This window comes from Klebsiella sp. I138 (assembly GCF_051131765.1).
Lineage (GTDB): Bacteria > Pseudomonadota > Gammaproteobacteria > Enterobacterales > Enterobacteriaceae > Klebsiella.
Map to the genome: position 1 here is coordinate 131160 of NZ_CP180447.1, position 24549 is coordinate 155708.

Below are 24549 nucleotides of genomic sequence, written 5' to 3' on the forward strand. Positions count from 1 at the left end.
TTACCGGGCCTACAGTTATCACTGCGTCTTGTAGGCCGGGTAAGCGAAGCGCCACCCGGCTTTTTTATTGAGTAAAAATCGTGAATACACTTGAACACACCATCGGTAATACCCCTCTGGTCAAGCTTCAGCGCATGGGACCGGATAACGGCAGTGAAATCTGGGTCAAACTGGAAGGCAATAACCCGGCAGGTTCAGTCAAGGACCGCGCCGCGCTGTCGATGATCGTTGAAGCTGAAAAACGCGGTGAAATAAAGCCCGGCGACGTCTTAATAGAAGCCACCAGTGGGAATACCGGTATCGCGCTGGCAATGATCGCTGCGCTGAAAGGCTACCAGATGAAGCTTCTGATGCCGGACAACATGAGCCAGGAGCGCCGCTCGGCAATGCTCGCCTACGGTGCTGAACTGATCCTGGTCACCAAAGAGCAGGGGATGGAAGGTGCGCGCGATCTGGCGGCGGAAATGGCGCAGCGTGGCGAGGGGAAACTCCTGGATCAGTTCAACAATCCGGATAACCCTTATGCGCATTACACCACGACCGGGCCGGAAATCTGGCAGCAGACCGGCGGGAGGATCAGCCATTTTGTCTCCAGCATGGGCACTACCGGTACCATTACCGGCGTTTCTCGCTTTTTGCGTGAACAGGATAAGCCGGTAAGCATCGTGGGATTACAGCCGGAAGAGGGGAGCAGCATTCCGGGGATTCGTCGCTGGCCGGCTGAATATATGCCGGGAATTTTTAATGCGTCTCTGGTTGATGCGGTGCTGGATATTCACCAGAAGGATGCGGAAAACACCATGCGCATGCTGGCGGTGCGGGAAGGTATTTTTTGCGGCGTCAGCTCCGGCGGTGCGGTTGCCGGGGCGTTACGAATAGCGCGTGAAAACCCCGGTTCGGTGGTGGTGGCGATCGTGTGCGATCGCGGCGATCGCTACCTGTCCACCGGGGTGTTTGGCGAAGAACACTTCAGCCAGGGCGCGGGTATTTAAAGCGCGGGAGAGTCCAGCAGGTCGGTACCGTAGGAGTTATCTACGGTACACAGCCAGCGTTGGCCCTGTTGGCGAAAAACATAGGTTGCGCGGCGCGTGATCTGGGTGGTTTCCCCTGCCGGGGTGGGGATATCCAGGCGGGTTTCCATAATCACCAACGCAGTGTCGCCGCCTTCCAGAATTTCCATTTTGCCCTGAGTGACCACCAGCCGATGCTGAAAATAGTCGGCAATGGCGAGAAAGGCTTTACGGATATTCTCTTTGCCTTTCACGACCATCTCCGGTTTTACCACCAGCAGCGCATCCTCTGCATAGTAGTCCATCAATGTGTCGTAATCTTCCTGCGATATAGCGCGATCGCAGGCTTCAATGGCGGCTTTTAGCTGCGGGTTTACCATAGATACCCTCCGGGGTTAGCGTGGATTATTGGTTAGCAGATTATCGAGAAATACCCCTAGCTTCTGGTTCATCTCGCGATAATCCCAGCTGCGCATCTCCTGCACAGAACGGATAAAACGTCGGCCTCTTGCGGCCTCAAGCTCCTCCTGCGAGTGGGCAATAAGCCGTTCAATGACTTCAGCATCAAATTCCATATGGCACTGGAAACCATATACCCGGTCGCCGTATTTCACAATTTGTCGCGGACAGCCTTCGCTTGCGGCCAGTACCGTTGCCCCTGGCGTCATGCCAGGCATATCGTTATGCCAGTGTCCCACCACCAAAGAGGAGCCAAAATGGGCGATATTGGGATCCCGCATCCCCTCCGCGGTGAGGGTTATGGGATAGTGGCCGATCTCTTTTTCCGGGCTTTGCATGACGGGCGCGCCCAGCGCTTCACCAATCAGCTGCGAACCAAGACAAATGCCGATTACGATGCGCCCGGCGGCAATGGCCTGAGCAATAAGGTTTTGCTCAGCATGCGTATCAAAATAAGCGCACTCCGCCAGCGTGGTACGCGGCGATTGTGGGCCGCCGAGCACGACCAGCATATCGAAACCCTCCGCGTTTGCGGGCAGGGGGTCACCGGCGTAAACCCGTGACCAGCTGGTGGCATAGTTCCGCGCCTGTGCCCAGTGCAGGTAGGCTCCCGGCGCTTCAAAATGTTCGTGGACGATAAAATGAATCTGCATAGGCAATACTCCCGTCAGGACTGGAGAACGAAGCATAAATCATCAGCCAGTTGCTCAATTTGGTCATCGCTTAAGGTGCCGAGCGACAAACGAAGGCCATGCGATGGCGCGCGAATACCGAATGCTTCGCCTTCGCGGACTAACCAGCCGGCGCGCGCTAAACGCAGGGCGATTGGCTGGCTTGGTTCCGTCAGCGGCAGCCAGAAACTCAGACCGTCTCCCGGAGAGAGGGAGCTGAAACCCCGGAGGGTCAAGGCCGAAACCAGTTTTTCATTCTGCCGACGATAATGGCGCCGACTTTCCGCCAGAGAGGCAGTAAATGCGTCATCATTCAGGCAGGCAAAAGCAAAATCCTGCAGCAGATGGCTGACCCACTGACTCCCGGCGTTGAGCCGCAGACGCAGCGCTGCCGAAGTGGTACTGTCGCTGGCGACAAACGCCAGACGCAGATCCGGCCCAAGCGTTTTTGACATGGAACGTACCAGCGCCCAGCGCTGAGTGGTGGCGGGCAGCGGCGAGTGCCAGGGTGCGGTCGATAATAATGCGAAGTGGTCATCAATAATCACCAGTGCCTGCGGGTAGCGGACCAGAATCTCGCGGATAGCTGTCGCCCGGGCTTCGCTGAAGCTGCTGCCGGTAGGATTGTGCGCGCGTGGGGTCAGAATCACGGCACGCACCCCGTTGCGTAAGGCGGTTTCCAGTTCGCCAGGCAGCATCCCTTCGCCGTCCACTGCCACCGGGCACGCGTTAAATCCGGCGTAGCGCAGCATATTAATACTGCTGAGGAAGCAGGGGTCTTCAACCGCAACGCCGTCGCCGGGCAGAAGCAGGGCGCAGAGCAGCCGTTCCAGAGCGTCAATGGCGCCGCTGGTGAGGTTAATCTCGGTATGGATCCCCAGATCCTGGTGCATCCAGCGCTGTGCCCATGCTGCCAGCTTCGGTTCCACCGCGGCGTCGCCGTACAGGCGCGGAGCCAGGGATAGCTGGTTCAGATAGCGGGTAAGATCCGGTAGTCGGCGAGGGTCCGGGTTGCCCCCGGAAATATCGTTGAGCGGTGAAGAGGGGTCTCCGCCTTCCTGGGCCTGCGGCGTACCCACGGCCTTGATGGCCGTACCGTTGCGCCCCTGGCTGATGGCCAACCCGGAGGTGACCAGCCGCTTGTAGGCTGCCGCGACGGTGTTGCGGTTAACCATCAGTTCAGCAGCCAGCTCACGAACCGGAGGCAGAGTTTCTCCGGGTTTTAATACTCCGCTTTGTACCAGGTGGCGGATGTTATCAAAAATCTCACTGGCGGTTTTTCCGACGATCATTATTGACCTATGACAAAATGAATTTTAGCATAGGACGAATGATAATCAGAGTATGACTCGCTGTCCAGCGGGGGGAGAAGGGATGGGCCAACAAGACGAAATACAATCAGTGCTCTTCAACGATAAGAGCCGGGCGTTACAGGTCGACATCGTCGCCGTACAATCGCAGGTCGTGTATGGAAGCGTCGGCAACAGCATTGCGGTGCCGGCAATCAAACAGCATGGGCTGCGGGTCATGGCCGTACCGACCGTGCTATTCAGTAATACGCCGCACTACGATACGTTCTATGGCGGGGTGATCCCGGAAGCGTGGTTTGTGGGCTATCTGCAGGCCCTGGAAGAACGTGATGCGCTGCGTGAACTGCGGGCGGTGACCACGGGATATATGGGTAGTGCGATACAGATTGAACGCCTGGCGCAGTGGTTACGCAGGATCCGCGAATCTCACCCGCAGCTCTGTATCCTTGTCGACCCGGTGATTGGCGATGTGGATAGCGGGATCTACGTGAAGGCGGAAATCCCGGATGCATATCGTACCCATCTGCTGCCGCTGGCGCAGGGAATTACGCCTAACCTGTTTGAACTGGAAACGCTGAGCGGGATGCCCTGCGGGCATCAGCAGGAGGCGATTGCCGCCGCGCGCAGTCTGCTATCCGATTCGCTGCAATGGGTCGTCATCACCAGTGCGCCAGGAATGGACAATGCGACGATTAATGTTCTGGTGGTGACGGCCGATGCCGTAGAAGTGGTTGTGCATCCGCGGGTTGAAACGGACCTGAAAGGAACCGGCGATCTGTTTTGCGCGGAGTTGATCAGTGGTCTGGTATCAGGCCTGGCGCTGGGAGCGGCGACCCATGCCGCAGCGCAGCGCGTGCTGTCAGTGATGACCTGGACCGATCGACATGGCTGCGATGAGCTGATTCTGCCGCCGCCGGAGGTGACTGAGTGAAGAGCTATCGTCTGGTTGTCCGTCAACAGGGGCGGGTTGTCGGTCATTTTGACACCACCGGTAATGAGGCCCTGGAAGATGTTTGTGTGGCTCGGTCGCTGTTCGGCGTAACCGGAGGATACCAGTGCGATCTGCTGGTTTCAGAAAATGAGCAGCGGATTCTGGAAAGCGGTCCGGAGGGAATGAAGGTGCTTTCTCGGGAGAAGTGCTATCAGCCGGTGAAATCCATAAGATAAAAAAATGGCGCCATAAGGCGCCATTTTTTCTGCGGCAAGAATTACTTCTTGATGCGAATGACCGGGGTTTCACCCACGGTTACGCTACCGGACAGTTTGATCAGCTCTTTGATCTCGTCCATGTTGGAGATAACAACCGGAGTCAGGGTCGACTTGGCTTTCTCTTCCAGCAGCGGCAGATCGAATTCGATGACCGGGTCACCCACTTTCACACGCTGACCTTCTTCGGCGATGCGTTTGAAGCCTTCGCCTTTCAGTTCAACGGTATCAATACCGAAGTGAACAAACAGCTCAATGCCGCTATCCGATTCAATAGAGAATGCATGGTTGGTTTCAAAGATTTTACCGATGGTACCGTCTACCGGCGCAACCATTTTGTTGCCGGTAGGTTTGATGGCAATGCCATCACCCACAATTTTTTCCGCAAAAACCACATCCGGCACGTCTTCGATGTTGACGATCTCGCCAGAGAGCGGAGCAACAATCTCAATAGTTCCGGAGTCTTTTTTGTCATCAGAAACCAGAGATTTCAATTTATCGAACAAACCCATGATCTTCTCCTAAGCAGTAATTTGGGCCGCGCATCTCGTGGATTAGCAGATTGTTTTTTCTTCAATGAACTTGTTAACCAGCGTCATTAACTCGTCCGTTGTCGGTTGAGCAAGAGCCTGCTCTGCTAATACTTTCGCATCTTCGAAGTTCGTGTTACGAATAATCTTCTTGATACGCGGGATGGAAATGGCGCTCATAGAGAATTCGTCCAGCCCCATACCCAGCAACAGAAGTGTAGCACGTTCATCGCCCGCAAGCTCACCACACATGCCGGTCCATTTGCCTTCAGCGTGAGAAGCATCAATAACTTGCTTAATCAGCGTCAGAACAGATGGCGACATTGGCTGGTAAAGATGTGAAATCATATCATTACCACGGTCAACTGCCAGAGTATATTGCGTTAAATCATTGGTTCCGATACTAAAGAAATCAACTTCTTTGGCTAAATGATGCGCAATCGTTGCCGCGGCTGGTGTTTCAACCATGACGCCGACTTCGATTGTTTCGTCAAATGCTTTACCTTCGTCACGCAGTTCCTGCTTATAGATCTCAATCTCTTTTTTCAGTGCACGCACTTCTTCAACAGAGATGATCATCGGGAACATGATGCGAAGCTTACCGAATGCAGAGGCACGCAGGATGGCACGCACCTGGTCTCGCAGGATCTCTTTACGATCCATCGCGATACGCACGGCACGCCAGCCCAGGAACGGGTTCTCTTCTTTCGGGAAGTTCATGTACGGCAGTTCTTTATCGCCGCCGATATCCATGGTACGAACGATAACGGCCTGAGAGCCGCACGCTTCGGCAACCGCTTTGTAGGCAGCAAACTGCTCTTCTTCAGTCGGCAGCGCGTCGCGGTCCATGAACAGGAATTCTGTACGGTACAGGCCTACGCCTTCTGCGCCGTTGCGCTCAGCGCCATCGACGTCGCGTACGGTACCGATGTTGGCACAGACTTCAACCTGATGGCCGTCCAGCGTAATCGCCGGCAGATCTTTCAGCTTGGCCAGTTCTGCTTTCTCTTCTGCGACCTGAGTCTGCAGTTGGCGCAGTTCTTCGATTTGTTCGTTAGTCGGGTTAACCAGAACCTGGTTATTCACCGCATCAAGAACCAGATAATCACCGTTTTTCACCTGCGTGGTGACGCTACCGGTACCCACGATGGCCGGGAGTTCCAGAGAACGCGCCATGATAGAGGTGTGGGAGGTACGGCCACCGGCGTCGGTGATGAAGCCCAGCACCTTGTTCAGGTTCAGCTGTGCGGTTTCTGACGGCGTCAGATCGGCAGCAACCAGGATGACTTCATCCTGAATTGCGCTCAGATCGATGATTGCCAGGCCAAGGATGTTGCGCAGCAGGCGCTTACCGATGTCACGTACGTCAGCCGCACGTTCTTTCAGATATTCATCATCCAGCTCTTCCAGGGCAATGGCCTGACCTTCGATAATCTCATTCGCTGCCGCATCGGCAGTCATGTGCTTATCTTTAATCAGGGCTATGATTTCCTGCTCAAGCTCCTCATCTTCCAGCAGCATGATGTGCCCTTCGAAGATGGCTTCTTTTTCTTCACCGAAAGTTTCACCAGCTTTGGTTTTGATGATCTCCAGCTGGGCGGAGGCCTTGGCGCGGCCGCTCAGGAAACGTTCGACTTCCTGATCAACCTTATCGGCAGAAATTTTCTTCCGGTCGATGACAATTTCGTCTTCTTTCAGCAGGAGAGCCTTACCGAAAGCGATACCCGGGGATGCTAAAATGCCTGAAATCATAACCCTACCTTACTTGTGACTGATATTAAAAAGAACCCGTGAACTTATTCGAGTTCAGCCATCAGTTTTACCAGATGCTCAACTGCTTTCTGCTCATCTTCGCCTTCAGCGGAGATGGTGACGACGGTACCCTGAGTCAGACCCAGAGTCTGCAGTTTGAACAGGCTTTTGGCGCTGGCGCTTTTGCCGTTGGAGGTAACAGTGATCTCAGAAGTGAAGCCTTTTGCTTCTTTAACAAACTGAGCAGCAGGGCGGGTGTGCAGACCGTTCGGAGCGGTAATGGTAACTTCTTGCTGGAACATTATATTTCCCCAACTTATAGGTTTAGTGTTGTGGACCTAAAGTCTAGCCTAACGGCGAGGCTTTAGCCTGTATTGTTAGCGCCGGCATTACGTGTCTGGCTAAGGTGTCAGCAGCGTGTTCGCTGTGAAGACCATCTGGCCGTGGACGTCTGGCACGTCATTAAACATTATGCAGCGAAAGGAAGACTTGAACCAAATCATAAAATCGATTCAGCTTATGGAAATCCGATTTTGAATAATTTCGCGCATCAAAATAAATGTGTTGGTTAAATACCAGACCCTACGCGGTGAATCAATGCCAGGAGGGGTAAAACTTTGACGTATGCCACAAAAAAGCACCTAAAAAGGTGCTTTTTTACACAATGCTAGCTAGCTGGCATCACTGTTGCAGTTCTTTCTCGGTGAAGAGATCGGCAAACAGCGCTGTGCTTAAATAACGCTCACCTGAAGAAGGTAGGATAACCACAATATTCTTATTGGTAAAGGCCTCATCTTCCTGGAGCTTCAGTGCCGCAGCGACGGCCGCGCCGGAAGAGATACCTGCCAGAATGCCTTCTTCATCCATCAGACGACGCGCGGTGGAGATAGCTTCCTCGTTAGTGATGGCAACGACTTTATCCACCAGTTTCAGATCGAGGTTACCTGGAATAAAACCGGCACCGATGCCCTGAATTTTATGTGGACCAGGCTTCAGTTCAACGCCAGCCAGCGCCTGAGCGATTACCGGAGAGTCGGTCGGCTCAACCGCTACGGTTATCAGATCTTTTTTGCCTTTGGTGCCTTTGATATAACGACTTACGCCGGTCAGCGTACCGCCGGTGCCGACGCCAGAGATAAAGACATCAACCTGGCCATCCGTATCTTCCCAGATTTCAGGACCGGTTGTCTTTTCATGGATTTCCGGGTTTGCCGGGTTGCTGAATTGCTGCAGCAGCAGATATTTTTCCGGGTTGCTGGCGACAATCTCTTCGGCTTTCTGAATGGCACCTTTCATGCCCTTCGCGCCTTCGGTCAGTACCAGATTAGCGCCCAGTGCTTTTAGCAATTTACGCCGTTCGATACTCATGGTTTCCGGCATGGTCAGCGTCAGCTTGTAGCCGCGCGCAGCCGCCACGTAGGCGAGAGCGATACCGGTATTGCCGCTGGTCGGTTCAACCAGTTCAACGCCTGCTTTCAGTACGCCGCGTTTTTCGGCATCCCAAATCATATTGGCACCAATTCGGCATTTTACGCTAAAGCTCGGGTTGCGTGATTCCACCTTTGCCAGGATGCGCCCGTTACCGATTCGGTTCAGTCGTACTAACGGCGTGTGGCCGATAGTCAGGGAGTTGTCTTCAAAAATCTTACTCATGGCCCGTCCTTAACTGTATGAAATTTGGGAGTACGGCTCCAGCATACCCGCTTAAAGAATATGCGGAAGTAAGGATTTAGCATATCTATATTCGGAAGGGAAATAATGGTGAGCCAGAAGGAATAAGCAGCGGTATATAGCCGTTATGCTTCAGGCCACGTCTTTGTTGGCCTGAAGCATCGAGTGACAGGAAAAGGGACTATTTCCACATGGCGTGTTTATCGCGATAGCAATCGACCCACATGGCCGTAGCACCGCAAATGGCGACCGGCAATATGACCAGGTTCAGTATCGGGATCATCGTAAATAAGCTGGTCAGGGCACCAAACTGCATATTGGTGACTTTACGGGTACGCAGCGCCTCGCGCATGGTTTTAAACGGGACCTTATGGTTATCGAATGGATAGTCGCAGTACTGAATGGCCAGCATCCATGCGCTAAACAGGAACCACAGCACCGGCGCCAGCGTTTGCCCGATTCCGGGAATAAAATAGAGAATCAGCAGAACGATTGCGCGTGGCAGGTACCAGGAAAACTTCTGCCACTCGCGTTTCATGATGCGCGGCACATCTTTCATGATGCCAAAAATCCCAACGTCCGGCGGTGTGGAGCCGGTCAGGCGGGCTTCCAGCTGTTCTGCGAGCAGACCGCTAAACGGTGCCGCAATCCAGTTCGCTATCGTGGAAAAGAAGTAACCAAACACCAGAAGGATCGACATGACCACGATGGGCCACAGCAGATAGTTCAGCCATTGTAACCATTCCGGTACATGACTCATTAAGGATGGAATCCAGCTATCCAGGCGAGTGAACAGCCACCAGAAGGCGCCGCCCATCAGGACAATATTGACTAACAGAGGCAGAAAAACGTAACGACGAATTCCCGGCAGCCCGATCAGTTTCCAGCCCTGCGAAAAATAGTAGACGCCGCTACGCGGGGAAGATGTAGATGTTGAAACCATGGTCAGGCGATGCTCCTCTTTTGACATCCTAACTGAATGCCCGCTTATTTTATCGGGTTGCCAGACAATAACCAGTTAGGAAATGTTCGAAAAAACAGCAAAAAGCACGATTTAGTTCATCTTTATGTAGTGAAAGCGGTAGACGCACTTGCACTCGACGTAATCGACAAATACTCTTAGTAAGTAAATGTTTGCCGTGGTGGCAAGGTGTTAGAACAACAGAGAATATAATGATGCAGGATTTGCGTCTGATATTAATCATTGTTGGCGCGATCGCCATACTCGCTTTACTGGTACACGGTTTCTGGACCAGCCGTAAAGAACGTTCCTCGATGTTTCGCGATCGCCCACTGAAACGTATGAAGTCTCGCGATGACGAAGAGTCTGAGAACGATGACTTCGATGACGATGTTGAAGGCGTAGGTGAAGTTCGCGTTCACCGGGTTAACCACGCCCCTAATGGCGTGCATGGGGAGCAAGAAGCACCTCGCCAGGCGCCGCCGCAACACCAATATCAGCCCCCTTACGAACGTCAGGTGCAGCAGCAGCCTGCGCGTGCGGAAGAGCCGGTACGGCAGCAGCCCGCGCAGCATCAGGTGCAACAACCTCATGTGCAGCCGCCTCAGGTGCAGCAGCCACCGCAGCCTGTTGCGCAGCCGCAGCCCGTGCCGCCGCAATACCAGCCTCAGCAACCGGTCGTGCAGAGTGCGCCGCCGCAGCCAGCTCCTGTGCAGCAGCCGGCATCACAGCCAACTGCCGCTCAGCCTCAGCCGGCGCCTGAACCTCAGGCCGCCGAGCCGCAGCCGGCACCGCAGCCAAAAGAGCGTAAAGAGACGGTTATCGTGATGAACGTTTCCGCGCATCAGGGCACGCAGATTAACGGCGAAGTGCTGATCAACAGCATCCAGCAGGCGGGCTTTAAATTTGGCGATATGAATATTTTTCACCGCCATCTCAGCCCGGACGGCAGCGGCCAGGTTCTGTTCAGCCTGGCGAATATGGTTAAACCTGGTACCTTCAATCCTGACGGTATGGCGGACATGACCACCCCTGGCGTGACGATCTTTATGCAGGTGCCGTCGTTTGGTGATGAACTGCAAAACTTTAAACTGATGCTGCAATCCGCACAGTATATTGCCGATGAAGTCGGTGGTGTGGTGCTGGACGATCAGCGTCGGATGATGACCCCGCAAAAACTGCGCGAATATCAAGATCGTATTCGTGAAGTTAAAGAGGCTAACGCCTGATTTTTTCCCGGCGTTTCGTCTACCAATCCAGAACCCCCGCCTGCCGGGGGTTTTTTATCATTGATGGTGTGATATGGAATCGATCGAACAAAAACTAACTGAACTGCGAACCACGCTTCGCCATCATGAATATCTGTACCATGTTATGGATACCCCGGAAATTCCGGATGCGGAATATGACCGGCTGATGCGTGAGCTACGCGAGCTGGAAGCCCGGCACCCGGAGCTGATTACCCCCGATTCGCCAACCCAACGCGTGGGCGCGGCGCCGCTGGCGTCATTCAGCCAGGTTCGCCACGACGTTCCGATGCTGTCACTGGACAACGTCTTTGATGAAGAGAGCTTCCTCGCTTTCAATAAGCGCGTTCAGGACCGGCTCAAGAGCAGTGATGACCTGATTTATTGTTGTGAACTGAAGCTGGACGGACTGGCGGTTAGTATCTTGTATGAAAACGGCGTGCTGGTGCAGGCGGCAACCCGCGGCGACGGCACTACCGGCGAGGATATTACGGCCAACGTCAGAACAATTCGCGCCATCCCGCTGAAGCTGCGGGGCGATAATATCCCTGCTCGGCTGGAAGTTCGCGGCGAGGTCTTCTTACCTCAGGCCGGCTTTGAAAAAATCAACGAAGAAGCTCGTCGTACCGGAGGAAAGGTGTTTGCTAACCCGCGCAACGCGGCGGCAGGCTCATTGCGCCAGCTCGATCCGCGCATTACTGCGAAGCGACCACTTACTTTCTTCTGCTACGGCGTGGGCGCGCTTGATGGCGGTGAACTGCCGGGGAGCCATTCCGGTCGTCTGCAGCAGTTTAAAGCATGGGGGCTGCCGGTTAGCAATCGGGTGAAACTTTGCCATACCCCAGAGGAAGTGCTTACTTACTACCGAAAAGTTGAAGAAGACCGGCCGAATTTAGGTTTTGATATTGATGGCGTGGTTATCAAAGTCGATTCTCTTGAGCTTCAGGAACAACTGGGGTTTGTGGCCCGTGCGCCGCGCTGGGCCGTGGCCTTTAAATTCCCGGCCCAGGAGCAGATGACGTTTGTACGAGACGTGGAGTTTCAGGTCGGTCGTACCGGGGCCATCACACCGGTAGCGCGCCTTGAGCCGGTGCATGTGGCTGGCGTTCTGGTAAGTAATGCCACCTTGCATAATGCCGATGAAATTGAGCGTCTGGGCCTGCGTATTGGCGATAAAGTGGTGATTCGTCGCGCGGGCGACGTGATTCCGCAGGTCGTCAACGTCGTACTCTCAGAGCGCCCGGATGATACGCGCGAAATCGTCTTTCCCACCCATTGCCCAGTGTGTCACTCCGATGTCGAACGCGTTGAGGGCGAGGTCGTCACACGTTGTACCGGCGGGCTGATTTGCGGCGCACAGCGCAAGGAAGCGTTAAAGCATTTTGTCTCTCGCCGCGCGTTAGATGTGGAAGGGATGGGAGATAAAATTATCGACCAGCTGGTTGAGAAAGAGTATGTCCACACCCCGGCAGATCTGTTTCGCTTAACCGCCGGGAAACTCACGGGCCTGGAGCGTATGGGGCCGAAATCAGCACAAAATGTCGTTAATGCTCTGGAAAAATCAAAAGCAACGACCTTTGCGCGTTTCCTCTACGCATTAGGTATTCGCGAAGTCGGTGAAGCAACGGCGGCCGGTCTGGCGGCATATTTTGCGACGATTGAAGCGCTTGAGCAGGCTTCCATTGAGGAGCTGCAAAAAGTGCCGGACGTGGGTATCGTCGTTGCCACCCACGTTTTTAACTTCTTTGCCGAAGAGAGCAACCGCGATGTGATCGCTCAACTGCGTGCTGAGGGGGTCAACTGGCCTGCACCAGTGGTCGTCAATGCTGAGGAAATTGACAGCCCGTTTGCCGGTAAAACGGTTGTCCTGACCGGCAGCCTTAGCCAGCTTTCGCGCGATGATGCCAAAGCGCGGCTGGCTGCGCTGGGGGCGAAAGTGGCCGGTAGCGTCTCGAAAAAAACGGATCTGGTGATTGCCGGCGAAGCCGCGGGCTCTAAGCTGGCTAAAGCGCAGGAGCTGGGTATTGAGGTGATTGACGAAGCCGAAATGCTGCGGCTGCTGGGAGAATAACGTGGATAAGGCACAGCTTATCGAGATTGCTAATACGGAGATGCCGTTTGGCAAATACAAAGGCCGTCGTCTGATTGATGTGCCGGAGGAATATTTGCTGTGGTTTGCCCGTAAAGATCAGTTTCCTGCCGGGCATCTTGGGGAACTGATGGCATTAACCTTATTGATTAAAACCGAAGGGCTGACCCAGTTGGTTCAGCCCTTGAAGCAGCCGCGTTAAGCCTCAGAGGCGCGGGTTTTCTCCTGCGCCTGTCGCTCTTCAGCCTGTCGTTTGTAGCGTCGTGCCAGCACGGCGCACACCATCAGCTGAATCTGATGGAAAATCATCAGCGGCAGCACCATTATCCCCAGAATTGACGTCGGGAAGAGAATGTTGGCCATCGGTATGCCGTTCGCCAGGCTCTTTTTCGAACCACAGAACACAATCGTGATTTCGTCGGCTTTATTAAAGCCGCATTTACGTGCGACGAAGATATTAATGGCAATCACAATGGCCAGCAGGACCAGGCTGACGATCACGATGAACAGCAGCGAGCCGACGCCGACTTTATGCCAGATCCCGTTCACCACGGCTTCGCTGAATGCGGAGTAGACCACCAGCAGAATAGAAGTCTGATCGGTTTTTGAGATCCACTTTTTATGGCGTGCAACCCAATCGCCAATCCACGGGCGAGAGAGGTGGCCAAGAACAAACGGCAGCAGAAGCTGCAGCATAATCTTACCGACCTGTTCCAGGCTGCCACCGGCGCCGTGCAGATTCATCAACAGGCCAACCAGCAAGGGTGAAATAAAAATCCCCAGCAAACTTGAGGCCGATGCGGAGCACACCGCCGCAGCGACGTTCCCCCCGGCCAGGGAGGTGAAAGCAATCGCCGACTGGACGGTAGCGGGTAAGATGCAAAGATAGATAAATCCGGTATACAGCGCCGGGTCGACGTTAACGGGTGCCCACCAGGCAAATAACACACCGAGAATCGGGAAGACAATAAACGTACTGCACATGACCCACAGGTGCAAACGCCAGTGACCGCCGCCGGCAACAATGGCCTCGCGGGAGAGTTTAGCGCCGTGCATAAAAAACAGCAGCGCAATGGCGGCGGTGGTTAAATTCTCAAAGAAGGGGACAAAACCGCCGCGGGCCGGAAAAAAAGAGGCCAGAAGCACCACGGTGACGAGGGTAAGAGTAAATGGATCAAGAATGCGGAAAAGTTTCATAAACGCTCCTGAAAATCGATATAGCTATTGTGCTTTTTCTATTTTGAGAAATAAAATTAATTTATTGCATTCATTCATGAATAAAAAATATGAATTATTCTCTACGCCAGTTAAAGGTTTTCGTCACCGTTGCCCGGGCAAAAAGTTTTAGCCGGGCAGGGGAGATTATCGGCCTCAGTCAGTCTGCGGTCAGCCATAGCGTAAAAGAGCTGGAGCACCAGACCGGCGTTCGCTTGCTCGATCGTACGACCCGAGAAGTGGTGCTGACAGAAGCGGGGCAGCAGCTGGCCGGTCGCCTTGAACGCCTGCTGGACGAATTAACCAGTACGCTGCGCGATGCCGGGCGGGTCGGACAGCAGCTGACGGGAACCGTACGCGTTGCGGCCAGCCAGACGATTTCAGCGCATCTGATCCCACAATGTATTGCCCACAGTAATCAATGTTACCCGGAGATCGACTTTGTTTTGCACGATCGTCCGCAGCAGTGGGTTCTGGAAAGTATCCGCCAGGGGGAAGTGGATTTTGGCATTGTTATTGACCCCGGTGCGGCAACCGATCTGCAATGTGAAACGGTGCTGGCAGAGCCATTTTTGTTGCTTTGTCGTCGGGATCACCCTTTTGCACAAAAGGCATCCGTGAGCTGGCAGGATCTTCAGCATGAGCGGCTGGTGTTGCAGGATTACGCATCAGGTAGTCGTCCGCTCATTGATGCCGCACTCTCGGGGTTTTCCGTTACCGCGAATATTGTGCAGGAAATTGGCCATCCGGCAACGTTGTTTCCGATGGTTGAGTCGGGGATCGGCATCAGCATCTTACCTGCGCTAGCCCTGCCGCTCCCTCAGGGAAGCCATTTACAGGTGAAGCGTCTTACGCCGGTGGTGGAACGCCAGCTGATGCTGGCACGACGTAAAAATCGCTCCTTATCCACTGCGGCAGAGGCGCTATGGGAAGTGGTGCGGCAGCAGGCCTGCCAGTTAACGTCTTTGCGTCAGCATGACCCTTTGTATCAGAAATGAAATCAATAGCTTTTTGATATTGAACGTCCTGGAAAACTGTATTGGTAATCGATTGCGTACCATCGTTATAACAACATGGTACCCAATCAATATCTCGATTCTTCAGTTTTTAAGGACATCTCATGAGCCACTCTCTTTTCTCTCAAAACCCATGGTATAGCGCAGATATTATTCGCGGCTATAAGCCTGATTTTATGCCTCGTGTCGCTTTTATCCTTGGCTCTGGCCTTGGCGCGCTGGCAGAACAAATTGAAGATGCCGTGGCGATTAGTTACGAGAAACTGCCGGGCTTCCCGGTTAGCACCGTGCATGGTCATGCGGGTGAACTGGTACTGGGTAATCTGGCTGGCGTTCCCGTCGCCTGTATGAAGGGGCGTGGGCACTTCTATGAAGGGCGGGGGATGACGGTGATGACCGATGCTATTCGGACGCTAAAACTGTTGGGGTGTGAACTGCTGTTTTGTACTAACGCGGCAGGTTCTTTACGTCCAGACGTTGGGCCGGGTAGCCTGGTGGCCTTAAGCGATCACATTAATACCATGCCAGGTACGCCAATGGTGGGTCTGAACGATGAACGCTTCGGCGAACGCTTCTTTTCTCTGGCGAATGCCTACGATGCGGATTATCGCGCGGTTCTGCAAAGCGTCGCGGCAGAAGAGGGGTTTCCCCTCACTGAGGGCGTATTTGTCTCTTATCCCGGGCCGAATTTTGAAACAGCCGCAGAGATTCGCATGATGCAGATCATCGGTGGCGATGTGGTGGGGATGTCCGTGGTACCAGAAGTGATTTCCGCACGCCATTGCGGACTTAAGGTCGTGGCCGTCTCCGCGATCACCAACCTGGCTGAAGGGCTGGGTGATATCAAATTATCTCACGCGCAAACTCTGGCGGCAGCCGAACTCTCCCGACAGAACTTTATCAACCTGATCTGCGGCTTCTTACGCAAACTGGCCTGAATTAATAATAAAAATGACCCCGCTTGCGGGGTCTAACTTTAATGGCAAGGAACGGAAAAATGGGTATCGCATCTCGCTTAAAACTCATGTCGTTTTTGCAATATTTTATCTGGGGAAGCTGGCTGGTAACCCTGGGGTCTTACATGATAAACACGTTGCATTTTACCGGTGCAAACGTTGGCATGGTGTATAGCTCTAAAGGGCTGGCAGCAATTATTATGCCGGGGATTATGGGGATTATTGCCGATAAATGGCTACGTGCAGAACGGGCCTACTTGCTCTGCCATCTCGTCTGTGCGGGAGTGCTGCTTTATGCGACGACCGTTACCGATCCGGATACGATGTTCTGGGTGATGCTGATTAACGCGATGGCCTATATGCCGACGATTTCGTTGTCAAACAGCGTCTCCTACTCTTGTCTGGCGCAGTCTGGTCAGGATCCGGCGACCGCGTTTCCCCCCATTCGCGTATTTGGCACTATTGGTTTTATTGTCGCCATGTGGACGGTGAGCCTGATGGGGCTTGAACTGAGCAGCGCGCAGCTGTACATCGCTTCTGGCGCGTCGTTATTCCTGGCGATGTATGCGTTTACGCTACCGAAAATTCCCGTTGCCGAGAAGAAAGCCGGTACAACGCTCGCCAGTAGGCTGGGGCTGGATGCATTCGTGTTGTTTAAAAATCCGCGGATGGGCATTTTCTTTTTGTTTGCGATGATGCTGGGAGCCGTGCTGCAAATTACCAACGTTTTCGGTAACCCATTCCTGCATGATTTTGCCCGCAATCCGGAGTTTGCCGACAGTTTCGTGGTGAGGTATCCCTCTATTTTGCTTTCAGTGTCGCAGATGGCGGAAGTCGGCTTTATTCTCACCATTCCATTCTTTCTTAAACGCTTCGGTATTAAAACGGTGATGCTGATGAGCATGCTGGCGTGGACGCTGCGCTTTGGCTTTTTTGCCTTTGGCGATCCGTCTCCGTTTGGTTTTGTTCTGCTGCTGATGTCGATGATTGTATACGGCTGTGCATTCGACTTCTTTAATATTTCGGGGTCGGTGTTCGTTGAGCAGGAGGTCAGCTCGACTATTCGCGCCAGCGCGCAAGGACTGTTTATGACCATGGTTAACGGCGTCGGGGCGTGGGTGGGGTCGATTCTGAGCGGTATGGCCGTGGATTATTTCTCGATTGATGGCGTAAAGGATTGGCAAACTATCTGGCTGGTGTTCGCAGCCTATTCATTGATGCTGGCGGTTATTTTTGCGCTGTTCTTCAGGTACAAGCACGAGCCTGAGAAGCTAATGAAGAAACAGCTGGCCCATTAATCCTCTCTGACGGCGGGGTTCATGCACCCGCCGTTTCAGTTTTTATGATGCTATGTGGTAACTTTGCGCATTATTCTTCTCTTCAGGAGCGCATGGCACATGGAACGCACGCATCGTATCGATCTGAAGTTATTGCGCTATTTTGTTGCTGTCGCAGAAGAACTGCATTTTGGTCGCGCGGCTGCACGTCTGAATATGTCGCAACCTCCGCTAAGTATTCACGTCAAAGAGCTTGAGCAGCAGCTCGGTACGCTATTGTTTGTTCGTCACTCCCGCAGCGTGGCGTTGACCCATGCAGGTAAAATCCTGATGGAGGAGTCTCGTCGTCTGCTTTCCAGTGCAAATCAGGCTCTGGCGAGGGTGGAGCAGATTGGGCGAGGGGAGGCGGGCCGGGTAGAGCTGGGCGTGATAGGTACGGCAATGTGGGGGAAAATGCGCCCGGTGATGCGTCGTTTTTTGAAAGAGAACCCTAACGTTGAAGTGCTTTTTAGAGAGAATATGCCGGCGATGCAGATGGCAATGCTGGAGCGACGAGAGCTGGATGCCGGGATCTGGCGGATGGCGATAGAGCCTTCCCCTGGATTTACCAGTCTGCGTTTACATGAGTCCTCTTTTTTAGTTGCTATGCCTGAAGAGCATTCGCTTACTGCTCGTGAAAAAATACCGCTTGAGGCGTTACGTAACGAATACTTTGTTACCATGCCCTCAATACATACCGACTGGACGTTTTTGCAACGCGTTTGTCAGAGTGCTGGATTCTCTCCGATGATTGTCCGTGAAGTAATGGAGCCGCAAACGGTTCTGGCGATGGTGAGCATGGGGATTGGTATTACGCTCATAGCGGATAGCTATGCGCAGATGACATGGCCTGGGGTGGTATTTCGTCCGCTGGAAGAGCGAATTCCCGCTGATTTATTTATCGTATACGACCAACATCAGACCACGCCTGCACTGGATAAACTGGTTGCGGCACTGGTGAATTGACGCCTATCGCAAAAAGGTGCCGTGAGCATCTTCGCCGGGCTTATTTATTTGCAGGCAGGAAAAGACGCTTTTTCCGCTTACGCATAGCAAAAAGGCGCCTTTAGGGCGCCTTTCTACATTGGTGGGTCGTGCAGGATATGACTCGTCTCATCCTGAGACTCGCCCTTCGGGTCGCCTGGGCGGCGATGCAAAATTGCTCCCGGCAATTTTGTCGAACCTGAGGCAGGTTCTCATCCAGCACGGATTGCGCATAGCAAAAAGGCGCCTTTAGGGCGCCTTTCTACATTGGTGGGTCGTGCAGGATATGACTCGTCTCATCCTGAGACTCGCCCTTCGGGTCGCCTGGGCGGCGATGCAAAATTGCTCCCGGCAATTTTGTCGAACCTGCGGCAGGTTCTCATCCAGCACGGATTGCGCATAGCAAAAAGGCGCCTTTAGGGCGCCTTTCTACATTGGTGGGTCGTGCAGGATTCGAACCTGCGACCAATTGATTAAAAGTCAACTGCTCTACCAACTGAGCTAACGACCCGAAGTGGTGGGTGATGACGGGATCGAACCGCCGACCCCCTCCTTGTAAGGGAGGTGCTCTCCCAGCTGAGCTAATCACCCACTTCGGTACTTCACATTTTAACAAGAAATCCAGCTGGCGAGAAAGTGGTGGGTGATGACGGGATCGAACCGCCGACCCCCTCCTTGTAAGGGAGGTGCTCTCCCAGCTGAGCTAATCACCCACTTCTCAATTTCTTGCTACACGGCGGAGACTACCTAAGTAGTGGTGGGTGATGACGGGTTCGAACCGCCGACCCCCTCCTTGTAAGGGAGGTGCTCTCCCAGCTGAGCTAATCACCCCCGCTGTGTGGAGTCGCATTATAGGGAGAGTTGAAAATGAGTCAACGCCTTTTCTAAATAATTTGTTTGTTCGTCGTAAAATTAGCCAAAACGATCGCGAAAGCATCTGTGGCGCATGATTTATAAACAAAAATAGCAAAGCGTGACGTTCAGACCTGAACAACATTGAGGAATCAGCCCACGGTGTTAGAATATTCCTCCATAAATACCCACGGACTCTGCCGGTTGTCGGCATCTTTATTAAACGTAAGGCCATTTCATGAAAATCAAAACTCGCTTCGCGCCCAGCCCGACAGGCTATCTGCACGTTGGCGGTGCGCGTACTGCTCTCTATTCCTGGCTTTTTGCTCGTCACAACGACGGTGAGTTTGTACTGCGTATTGAAGACACCGATCTTGAACGCTCAACACCGGAAGCAATTGAAGCCATCATGGATGGGATGAACTGGCTGAATCTGGAATGGGACGAAGGTCCGTATTTCCAGACCAAACGTTTTGACCGCTACAACGCCGTTATTGATGAAATGCTGGAAGCGGGTACGGCGTATAAATGCTATTGTTCGAAAGAACGTCTGGACGCGCTGCGCGAAGAGCAGATGGCGAACGGTGAAAAGCCGCGTTATGACGGACGCTGCCGTCACGGTCACGAACACCACGCCGAGAACGAACCTTGCGTCGTACGCTTTGCTAACCCGCAAGACGGTTCTGTCATTTTTGACGACCAGATCCGTGGGCCGATCGAGTTCAGTAATCAGGAACTGGACGATCTGATCATTCGTCGTACCGATGGCTCCCCGACCTACAACTTCTGCGTTGTTGTGGATGACTGGGATATGGAGATCACGCACGTGATCCGCGGTGAAGACCATATCAACAACACCCCGCGTCAGATCAACATCCTGAAAGCGCTGAATGCACCGGTACCGGTGTATGCCCATGTTTCCATGATTAATGGCGATGACGGCAAAAAACTGTCAAAACGCCACGGCGCCGTGAGCGTCATGCAGTATCGTGATGACGGATACCTGCCAGAAGCACTGCTGAACTATCTGGTGCGTCTGGGCTGGGCCAGCGGCGATCAGGAGATCTTCAGCCGTGAAGAGATGATCAAGCTGTTCTCCCTGGGGTCGGTGAGCAAATCGGCCAGCGCATTCAACACGGATAAACTGCTGTGGCTGAATCATCACTACATTAATTCGATGGCGCCGGAATACGTTGCAACTTACCTGCAGTGGCACATTGAGCAGGAAAATATCGACACTCGTAATGGTCCGCAGCTGTCCGAGCTGGTTACTCTGTTGGGCGAGCGTTGCAAAACGCTGAAAGAGATGGCGGCAAGCTGCCGTTATTTCTATGAAGAGTTTGCCGAGTTTGATGCCGACGCCGCGAAGAAACATCTGCGCCCGGTTGCTCGCCAGCCTCTGGAAGTTGTGCGTGACAAACTTGCTGCCATCAGCGCGTGGACCGCAGAAAATGTTCACCATGCCATTCAGGCGACGGCGGATGAGCTGGAAGTCGGGATGGGTAAAGTTGGGATGCCGCTGCGCGTTGCGGTAACAGGAGCTGGTCAGTCACCGGCTCTTGACGTTACGGTCCATGCTATCGGCAAATCCCGCAGCGTAGAACGTATCAACAAAGCGTTAGCTTTTATTGCAGAACGCGAAAGCCAGCAATCCTGATAGCAGGTTTACTATTGAAGGCTTAACAAAGCGGCAGGTCCAATCCTGCCGTTTTTTTTCGCTTATTTTTCGCCGGAAATGCCCAGTCGTGACAAAAAACCACTGATCCCTTCCCGAGCGAGCAAATCCCGCAGGTGCTGCTGCTCTTCCGCCGTCATCAGATGCAGCGTTTCAGCAATTTGCCGCCAGATGGCGTCAGCATTGTTAACAAAATAGTGGCTGGTCGGCTCTGCCAGCTGGTTCTCCGTCAGCAGATGGCGCAGCGCCGGAATATTAGCCAGAAAATCGAGAACCGACTTATCGATAACAATGAGGCGGGCACGTCCACCCTTTACGCCGGGAATGCTCTCCGTGCGCCACTGTTGTTCTCTGACCCAACGATTAATGGTTTGTCTGGCCAGCCCAAGGCAATCAGCCAGCTCAGCCGGCGTCATTTTATCTTTTAGTTTCATCATTAAGTTACTGGTCACGAATATCCAGACGCTGGAGTAACCCGGTAATGCCTTCACGCAGCAGCAGCGACATGAGCTGCTTTTGTTCGCCAGGGGTCATCTCTTTACTGAGCGTCAGGAGTAAAGGTTCAAGGTCGTTTTCTGCCGCGGAATAAGAAGAGGAGGGCTCCGCGAGGCGCTGTGCGCTGCGAATAAACTCTTTAACTTGTTCATTAACGTGTACGAGACGTGCTTTACCACCCTGCACACCGGGGCGAGGCGAGGTTTGCCACCCTTCTTTACGTACCCATTTATTGATTGTCTGCCGGCTGAACCCGGTGAGATGCGCGATTTCTTCAGGTGTCATTCGTTCCTTGAGCATACTATTTCCTGAGTAAAAATGTGGGAATTAGCTGTTCATGTTATAGCATCCTTTTAGGCGAAAGAGTGACATGTTTAACGTCTACCTGCGATAAGGCTCGCAATGTCAGCGAGTTGCCTGCTTTTTCAGCGATCACATTGCGAGGATTAATTTTGCCGTTGACACCTGACGAAGGAATTCATATTATGCCGCCCGTCAACACGACACGTTTTACGGTTCGGGGCTATAGCTCAGCTGGGAGAGCGCTTGCATGGCATGCAAGAGGTCAGCGGTTCGATCCCGCTTAGCTCCACCAAACTCTGTTCCCATCAGGTTTGGTTCGTAAAACACTTTGTGGGGCTATAGCTCAGCTGGGAGAGCGCTTGCATGGCATGCAAGAGGTCAGCGGTTCGATCCCGCTTAGCTCCACCAAATTCGGAACCCTCGCTACGGCGGGGGTTTTTTTTGCCCTCGCCAATGTAAAGCACTTTCTGGTTAAGTCAGGAACTGTTCTGCCATTAGAATTATACGTAATTTAAGATTCTTCCTCGGGTTATTTTCTTGCCTGAATTAATCATCCCCTTTAATATTTATTCAGATAAAACAGTATTACCCAACGCCGGAGTTTTGATTAACAACAATGATTGATAACTTTAACATTAATATCAGAAAAACGTTACTCGCGTTGGTTGTTTGTTTAATATCAATCCCATTAGCCAGGTTTATTTCACCTCAAGCTATTGTCGACGGGAACCAGGTTTTTCTCGCATGGCTGCCATTAAGTATGATGTACGCGGTTATTTTTATATTTGGCCGCTACGCAATTGCACCATTAATCATTGCTTTTGCTATTACCAATCATGTGATCCTTCCCCTGACGCTATTGCAGTCGATACTCCTGTTATTTTGTCAGCTATTTTCAGTCCTGGTGTCCTGCGCGATTGTCAGAATGTTGATTGGCAGAACCTGGCGCAGCGGGCTCACGGCAAAATATATGGGAACGCGGATCTTCTGGGGCGGTTTTTTTGCACCAGTGTTAATGAAGTTGACGATGTATCTGGTGGGCGTTTTTTTCTCATTTCCGCTGGCTATCTCTAGCTATTTCAAGGGTATGCCAGCTATTTATACGATTATTGATATACAAAGCTTAATCAGCGCTGCATTAATATTTACCACCTTCTTTTATTATCCAATGCGGATGCTTATCAGTCCGCGTTACGCAAAAGTATTCTGGCGACGCCATTGCAAACCGTGGTTATGCCGCGAGCGTCGGGCATTTACGTTGTACTGGTTTATGGTGTTGGGCGCCATATTAGTGATACTTTGCGCACCCTATGATTCTGATTATATTGCAGGTTATTTGGTACCGCTTATTTTCATCCTCTATTTTATCGGCATTAGCCGACTGGGCCACGTATTAATTCGTATTTCATGGACTGTTTCGGCATTTTTACTCGTGGCTTATAATCGAAACTTTCTCCAGGGTGTTCAAACTGAATATTCCCTGTCATTTGTACTATCAGTGCTGATCTCCTTTACCATCTGTTTGTTTTATATGGTAGATATTTATGGCCAGAACGAAAGAATTAAACTCCGCTGGCGGGACCAGGCCCAGGAAGACCCGCTAACCGGGCTCCCCAACCTGCGTGCGCTCGAATGCTACCTGCGCAAGGACGTTGACTTCGTCATCAGCAGCCTGCGAATCGCTAACCTCGACTTCCTCAGCCGCCATTACGGGATGATGATGCGGGTTCATTGCAAACGCCAGATTGCCAGCAAACTACAGCCGCTTCTGGGTGAAGAAGATGAACTCTTTCAACTTCCGGGCAGCGAACTATTGCTGGTTTTAGGAGGCCCTGACCCTTCTGCTCGCCTGGGCCATATGGTGGCGATGCTGAATCACAAGAAATTCATCTGGAACAATCAGGCTCTGGATCTGGAATTTGGCGCGGCCTGGGTGAGATACCGCGGTGTTGAAGAAGAACTTCATCCGATGCTGGGCCAACTGAGCTGGCTGTCAGAGCAGGCGGGAAATGGCCGACAGGTCCTGGCGCTGGACGCTGCACAGGAACACGTTTCCGATCAAACCAGCGAACAGGTACGGATGTTGACCCAGGTGAAACAGGCGTTGAATGAGCGTGGTCTTATTCTCTATGCCCAGCCGATCCAGAATGCAGCAGGAGAGGGGTATTACGAAATCCTGACGCGTATGCAGTGTGATAAAGCGATGATGACTCCTGACCAGTTTATCCCGCTGATTGTTCAGTTCAACCTGAGCCAGCGTTTTGACATGCTGGTTCTGGAGACGCTTTTTAGTACGTTATACCTGCACCCGGGACAGCATTTTTCCGTCAACTTGCTGCCTTACACGTTGATGCAAAATAATAGCGCAGCGCAGATTATTGCCTTGTTTAAACGCTATCAGTTGTCTCCAGAAGCGATAACCATCGAGATTACCGAAGAACAGGCGTTCAGCGATGCAGGAGAGAGTATGCATAACATTCAGCAATTGCGGGATTTTGGCTGCGCTATCGCCATTGATGATTTTGGTACAGGTTATGCGAACTACGAGCGCCTGAAGCGCCTGCAGGCGGATATCGTCAAGATTGACGGCTGCTTTGTCCGCGATCTCGAGAGCGACCCGCTGGATGCCATCATGATTAAATCCATTATTGAGGTCGCGAAAGCCAAAAATCTGACGGTGGTGGCGGAGTACGTCGAGACGGAACAGCAGAAAGAAAAGCTGCTGGCATTAGGCGTTGACTATTTGCAGGGATATTTGATCGGCAAGCCGCGTCCGCTTAGCGAATTGCGGGCGTAAAAAAGCCGGGGCAAGCCCGGCTTATATACTCACT

Annotated in this window: 23 protein-coding genes, 6 tRNA genes and 2 other RNA genes; 14 read left to right on the top strand and 17 right to left on the bottom strand. The window is 52.8% G+C overall.

Annotated features, from left to right (window positions below; genetic code table 11):
• Window positions 1-80 precede the first annotated feature (80 nt).
• Window positions 81-992, top strand: a complete 912-nt coding sequence (gene cysM / locus ACMYSK_RS00560; protein WP_434639403.1) for a cysteine synthase CysM — start codon at window positions 81-83, stop codon at window positions 990-992.
• Here the strand turns inward: cysM and ACMYSK_RS00565 are convergent.
• Genes ACMYSK_RS00565 through ptsJ form a run of 3 tightly spaced genes read right to left on the bottom strand, consistent with a single transcriptional unit; the run spans window position 989 to window position 3432 of the window.
• The gene (locus ACMYSK_RS00565) at window positions 989-1390 is read right to left on the bottom strand and encodes a YybH family protein (RefSeq protein ID WP_434639405.1); all 402 of its coding nucleotides are present in this window, start codon (window positions 1388-1390) and stop codon (window positions 989-991) included. The two genes, cysM and ACMYSK_RS00565, sit on opposite strands and share 4 nt — an antisense overlap.
• A 15-nt stretch (window positions 1391-1405) precedes the next feature.
• Window positions 1406-2122 carry a type 1 glutamine amidotransferase gene (locus tag ACMYSK_RS00570; RefSeq protein WP_434639407.1) on the bottom strand — a complete coding sequence of 239 codons (717 nt, stop codon included), beginning with the start codon at window positions 2120-2122 and terminating at the stop codon, window positions 1406-1408.
• A gap of 14 nt (window positions 2123-2136) precedes the next feature.
• Complete coding sequence (gene ptsJ, locus ACMYSK_RS00575) at window positions 2137-3432, bottom strand: transcriptional regulator PtsJ (protein ID WP_434639409.1); 1296 nt, start codon at window positions 3430-3432, stop codon at window positions 2137-2139.
• Between the two features lie 82 nt (window positions 3433-3514).
• Between ptsJ and pdxK the strand changes: the two genes are divergently transcribed.
• Together pdxK and ACMYSK_RS00585 are read left to right on the top strand one after the other, a co-directional pair.
• On the top strand, window positions 3515-4381 hold the full coding sequence (gene pdxK, locus ACMYSK_RS00580; RefSeq protein WP_434639411.1) for a pyridoxine/pyridoxal/pyridoxamine kinase: 867 nt from the start codon (window positions 3515-3517) through the stop codon (window positions 4379-4381).
• Entirely contained in the window at window positions 4378-4617 is a 240-nt protein-coding gene (locus ACMYSK_RS00585; protein WP_434639413.1) for a cytoplasmic protein, read from the top strand. The genes pdxK and ACMYSK_RS00585 overlap by 4 nt, the downstream gene beginning before the upstream one ends.
• A gap of 41 nt (window positions 4618-4658) precedes the next feature.
• Here the strand turns inward: ACMYSK_RS00585 and crr are convergent, their stop codons facing one another.
• The 5 genes from crr to cysZ all read right to left on the bottom strand — a co-directional run bounded on the left by crr (window position 4659) and on the right by cysZ (window position 9552).
• Complete coding sequence (gene crr / locus ACMYSK_RS00590) at window positions 4659-5168, bottom strand: PTS glucose transporter subunit IIA (RefSeq protein ID WP_003861316.1); 510 nt, start codon at window positions 5166-5168, stop codon at window positions 4659-4661.
• Between the two features lie 42 nt (window positions 5169-5210).
• Window positions 5211-6938, bottom strand: a complete 1728-nt coding sequence (gene ptsI, locus ACMYSK_RS00595; RefSeq protein WP_434639414.1) for a phosphoenolpyruvate-protein phosphotransferase PtsI — start codon at window positions 6936-6938, stop codon at window positions 5211-5213.
• 44 nt (window positions 6939-6982) lie between these two features.
• Window positions 6983-7240, bottom strand: a complete 258-nt coding sequence (gene ptsH / locus ACMYSK_RS00600; protein WP_000487600.1) for a phosphocarrier protein Hpr — start codon at window positions 7238-7240, stop codon at window positions 6983-6985.
• Between the two features lie 379 nt (window positions 7241-7619).
• Entirely contained in the window at window positions 7620-8591 is a 972-nt protein-coding gene (gene cysK, locus ACMYSK_RS00605; RefSeq protein ID WP_004865450.1) for a cysteine synthase A, read from the bottom strand.
• Window positions 8592-8790: 199 nt separating this feature from the next.
• Entirely contained in the window at window positions 8791-9552 is a 762-nt protein-coding gene (gene cysZ, locus ACMYSK_RS00610) for a sulfate transporter CysZ (RefSeq protein WP_434639415.1), read from the bottom strand.
• Between the two features lie 230 nt (window positions 9553-9782).
• On the opposite strand from cysZ, the gene zipA reads away from it, so the two are divergent.
• From zipA to ACMYSK_RS00625, 3 genes are all read left to right on the top strand, one after another.
• Complete coding sequence (zipA, locus tag ACMYSK_RS00615) at window positions 9783-10799, top strand: cell division protein ZipA (protein WP_434639417.1); 1017 nt, start codon at window positions 9783-9785, stop codon at window positions 10797-10799.
• A gap of 73 nt (window positions 10800-10872) precedes the next feature.
• On the top strand, window positions 10873-12888 hold the full coding sequence (gene ligA, locus ACMYSK_RS00620) for an NAD-dependent DNA ligase LigA (RefSeq protein ID WP_434639419.1): 2016 nt from the start codon (window positions 10873-10875) through the stop codon (window positions 12886-12888).
• Between the two features lies 1 nt (window position 12889).
• Entirely contained in the window at window positions 12890-13108 is a 219-nt protein-coding gene (locus tag ACMYSK_RS00625; protein ID WP_013878164.1) for a DUF3820 family protein, read from the top strand.
• Here the strand turns inward: ACMYSK_RS00625 and ACMYSK_RS00630 are convergent.
• The gene (locus tag ACMYSK_RS00630; protein ID WP_434639420.1) at window positions 13105-14103 is read right to left on the bottom strand and encodes a bile acid:sodium symporter family protein; all 999 of its coding nucleotides are present in this window, start codon (window positions 14101-14103) and stop codon (window positions 13105-13107) included. The genes ACMYSK_RS00625 and ACMYSK_RS00630 overlap by 4 nt on opposite strands.
• An 89-nt stretch (window positions 14104-14192) precedes the next feature.
• On the opposite strand from ACMYSK_RS00630, the gene ACMYSK_RS00635 reads away from it, so the two are divergent.
• From ACMYSK_RS00635 to ACMYSK_RS00650, 4 genes are all read left to right on the top strand, one after another.
• Window positions 14193-15119 (top strand): LysR family transcriptional regulator, encoded by a 927-nt coding sequence (locus ACMYSK_RS00635; protein ID WP_434639422.1) that lies wholly within the window; start codon window positions 14193-14195, stop codon window positions 15117-15119.
• A gap of 122 nt (window positions 15120-15241) precedes the next feature.
• Complete coding sequence (xapA, locus tag ACMYSK_RS00640) at window positions 15242-16075, top strand: xanthosine phosphorylase (protein WP_434639424.1); 834 nt, start codon at window positions 15242-15244, stop codon at window positions 16073-16075.
• A gap of 59 nt (window positions 16076-16134) precedes the next feature.
• Window positions 16135-17391 carry a nucleoside permease gene (locus tag ACMYSK_RS00645; RefSeq protein ID WP_434639426.1) on the top strand — a complete coding sequence of 419 codons (1257 nt, stop codon included), beginning with the start codon at window positions 16135-16137 and terminating at the stop codon, window positions 17389-17391.
• A gap of 99 nt (window positions 17392-17490) precedes the next feature.
• On the top strand, window positions 17491-18375 hold the full coding sequence (locus tag ACMYSK_RS00650) for a LysR family transcriptional regulator (RefSeq protein WP_434639427.1): 885 nt from the start codon (window positions 17491-17493) through the stop codon (window positions 18373-18375).
• Window positions 18376-18494: 119 nt separating this feature from the next.
• Here ACMYSK_RS00650 and ACMYSK_RS00655 read toward each other — a convergent pair.
• The 6 genes from ACMYSK_RS00655 to ACMYSK_RS00680 all read right to left on the bottom strand — a co-directional run bounded on the left by ACMYSK_RS00655 (window position 18495) and on the right by ACMYSK_RS00680 (window position 19224).
• Window positions 18495-18630: non-coding RNA, RtT sRNA (locus ACMYSK_RS00655), on the bottom strand.
• A 31-nt stretch (window positions 18631-18661) separates the two neighbouring features.
• A non-coding RNA gene (locus ACMYSK_RS00660) (RtT sRNA) lies at window positions 18662-18797 on the bottom strand.
• Window positions 18798-18828: 31 nt separating this feature from the next.
• Window positions 18829-18904 (bottom strand) — tRNA-Lys (locus tag ACMYSK_RS00665).
• A 4-nt stretch (window positions 18905-18908) separates the two neighbouring features.
• Window positions 18909-18984 (bottom strand) — tRNA-Val (locus ACMYSK_RS00670).
• 46 nt (window positions 18985-19030) lie between these two features.
• A tRNA-Val gene (locus ACMYSK_RS00675) sits at window positions 19031-19106 on the bottom strand.
• A 42-nt stretch (window positions 19107-19148) separates the two neighbouring features.
• Window positions 19149-19224: transfer RNA gene (locus tag ACMYSK_RS00680), tRNA-Val, on the bottom strand.
• 259 nt (window positions 19225-19483) lie between these two features.
• Here ACMYSK_RS00680 and gltX point away from each other — a divergent pair.
• Window positions 19484-20902 carry a glutamate--tRNA ligase gene (gltX, locus tag ACMYSK_RS00685; protein ID WP_434639429.1) on the top strand — a complete coding sequence of 473 codons (1419 nt, stop codon included), beginning with the start codon at window positions 19484-19486 and terminating at the stop codon, window positions 20900-20902.
• A gap of 62 nt (window positions 20903-20964) precedes the next feature.
• Here gltX and ACMYSK_RS00690 read toward each other — a convergent pair whose 3' ends face one another.
• Both ACMYSK_RS00690 and ACMYSK_RS00695 read right to left on the bottom strand, forming a co-directional pair.
• Entirely contained in the window at window positions 20965-21357 is a 393-nt protein-coding gene (locus ACMYSK_RS00690; protein WP_434643727.1) for a YfeC-like transcriptional regulator, read from the bottom strand.
• A 4-nt stretch (window positions 21358-21361) separates the two neighbouring features.
• Window positions 21362-21715 (bottom strand): YfeC-like transcriptional regulator, encoded by a 354-nt coding sequence (locus ACMYSK_RS00695; RefSeq protein WP_434639431.1) that lies wholly within the window; start codon window positions 21713-21715, stop codon window positions 21362-21364.
• Between the two features lie 219 nt (window positions 21716-21934).
• Here ACMYSK_RS00695 and ACMYSK_RS00700 point away from each other — a divergent pair.
• The 3 genes from ACMYSK_RS00700 (at window position 21935) to ACMYSK_RS00710 (ending at window position 24515) form a co-directional block, all read left to right on the top strand.
• Window positions 21935-22010, top strand: a tRNA-Ala gene (locus ACMYSK_RS00700).
• A 40-nt stretch (window positions 22011-22050) separates the two neighbouring features.
• Window positions 22051-22126 (top strand) — tRNA-Ala (locus tag ACMYSK_RS00705).
• Between the two features lie 208 nt (window positions 22127-22334).
• The gene (locus ACMYSK_RS00710; protein ID WP_434639433.1) at window positions 22335-24515 is read left to right on the top strand and encodes an EAL domain-containing protein; all 2181 of its coding nucleotides are present in this window, start codon (window positions 22335-22337) and stop codon (window positions 24513-24515) included.
• Window positions 24516-24549: the final 34 nt, after the last annotated feature.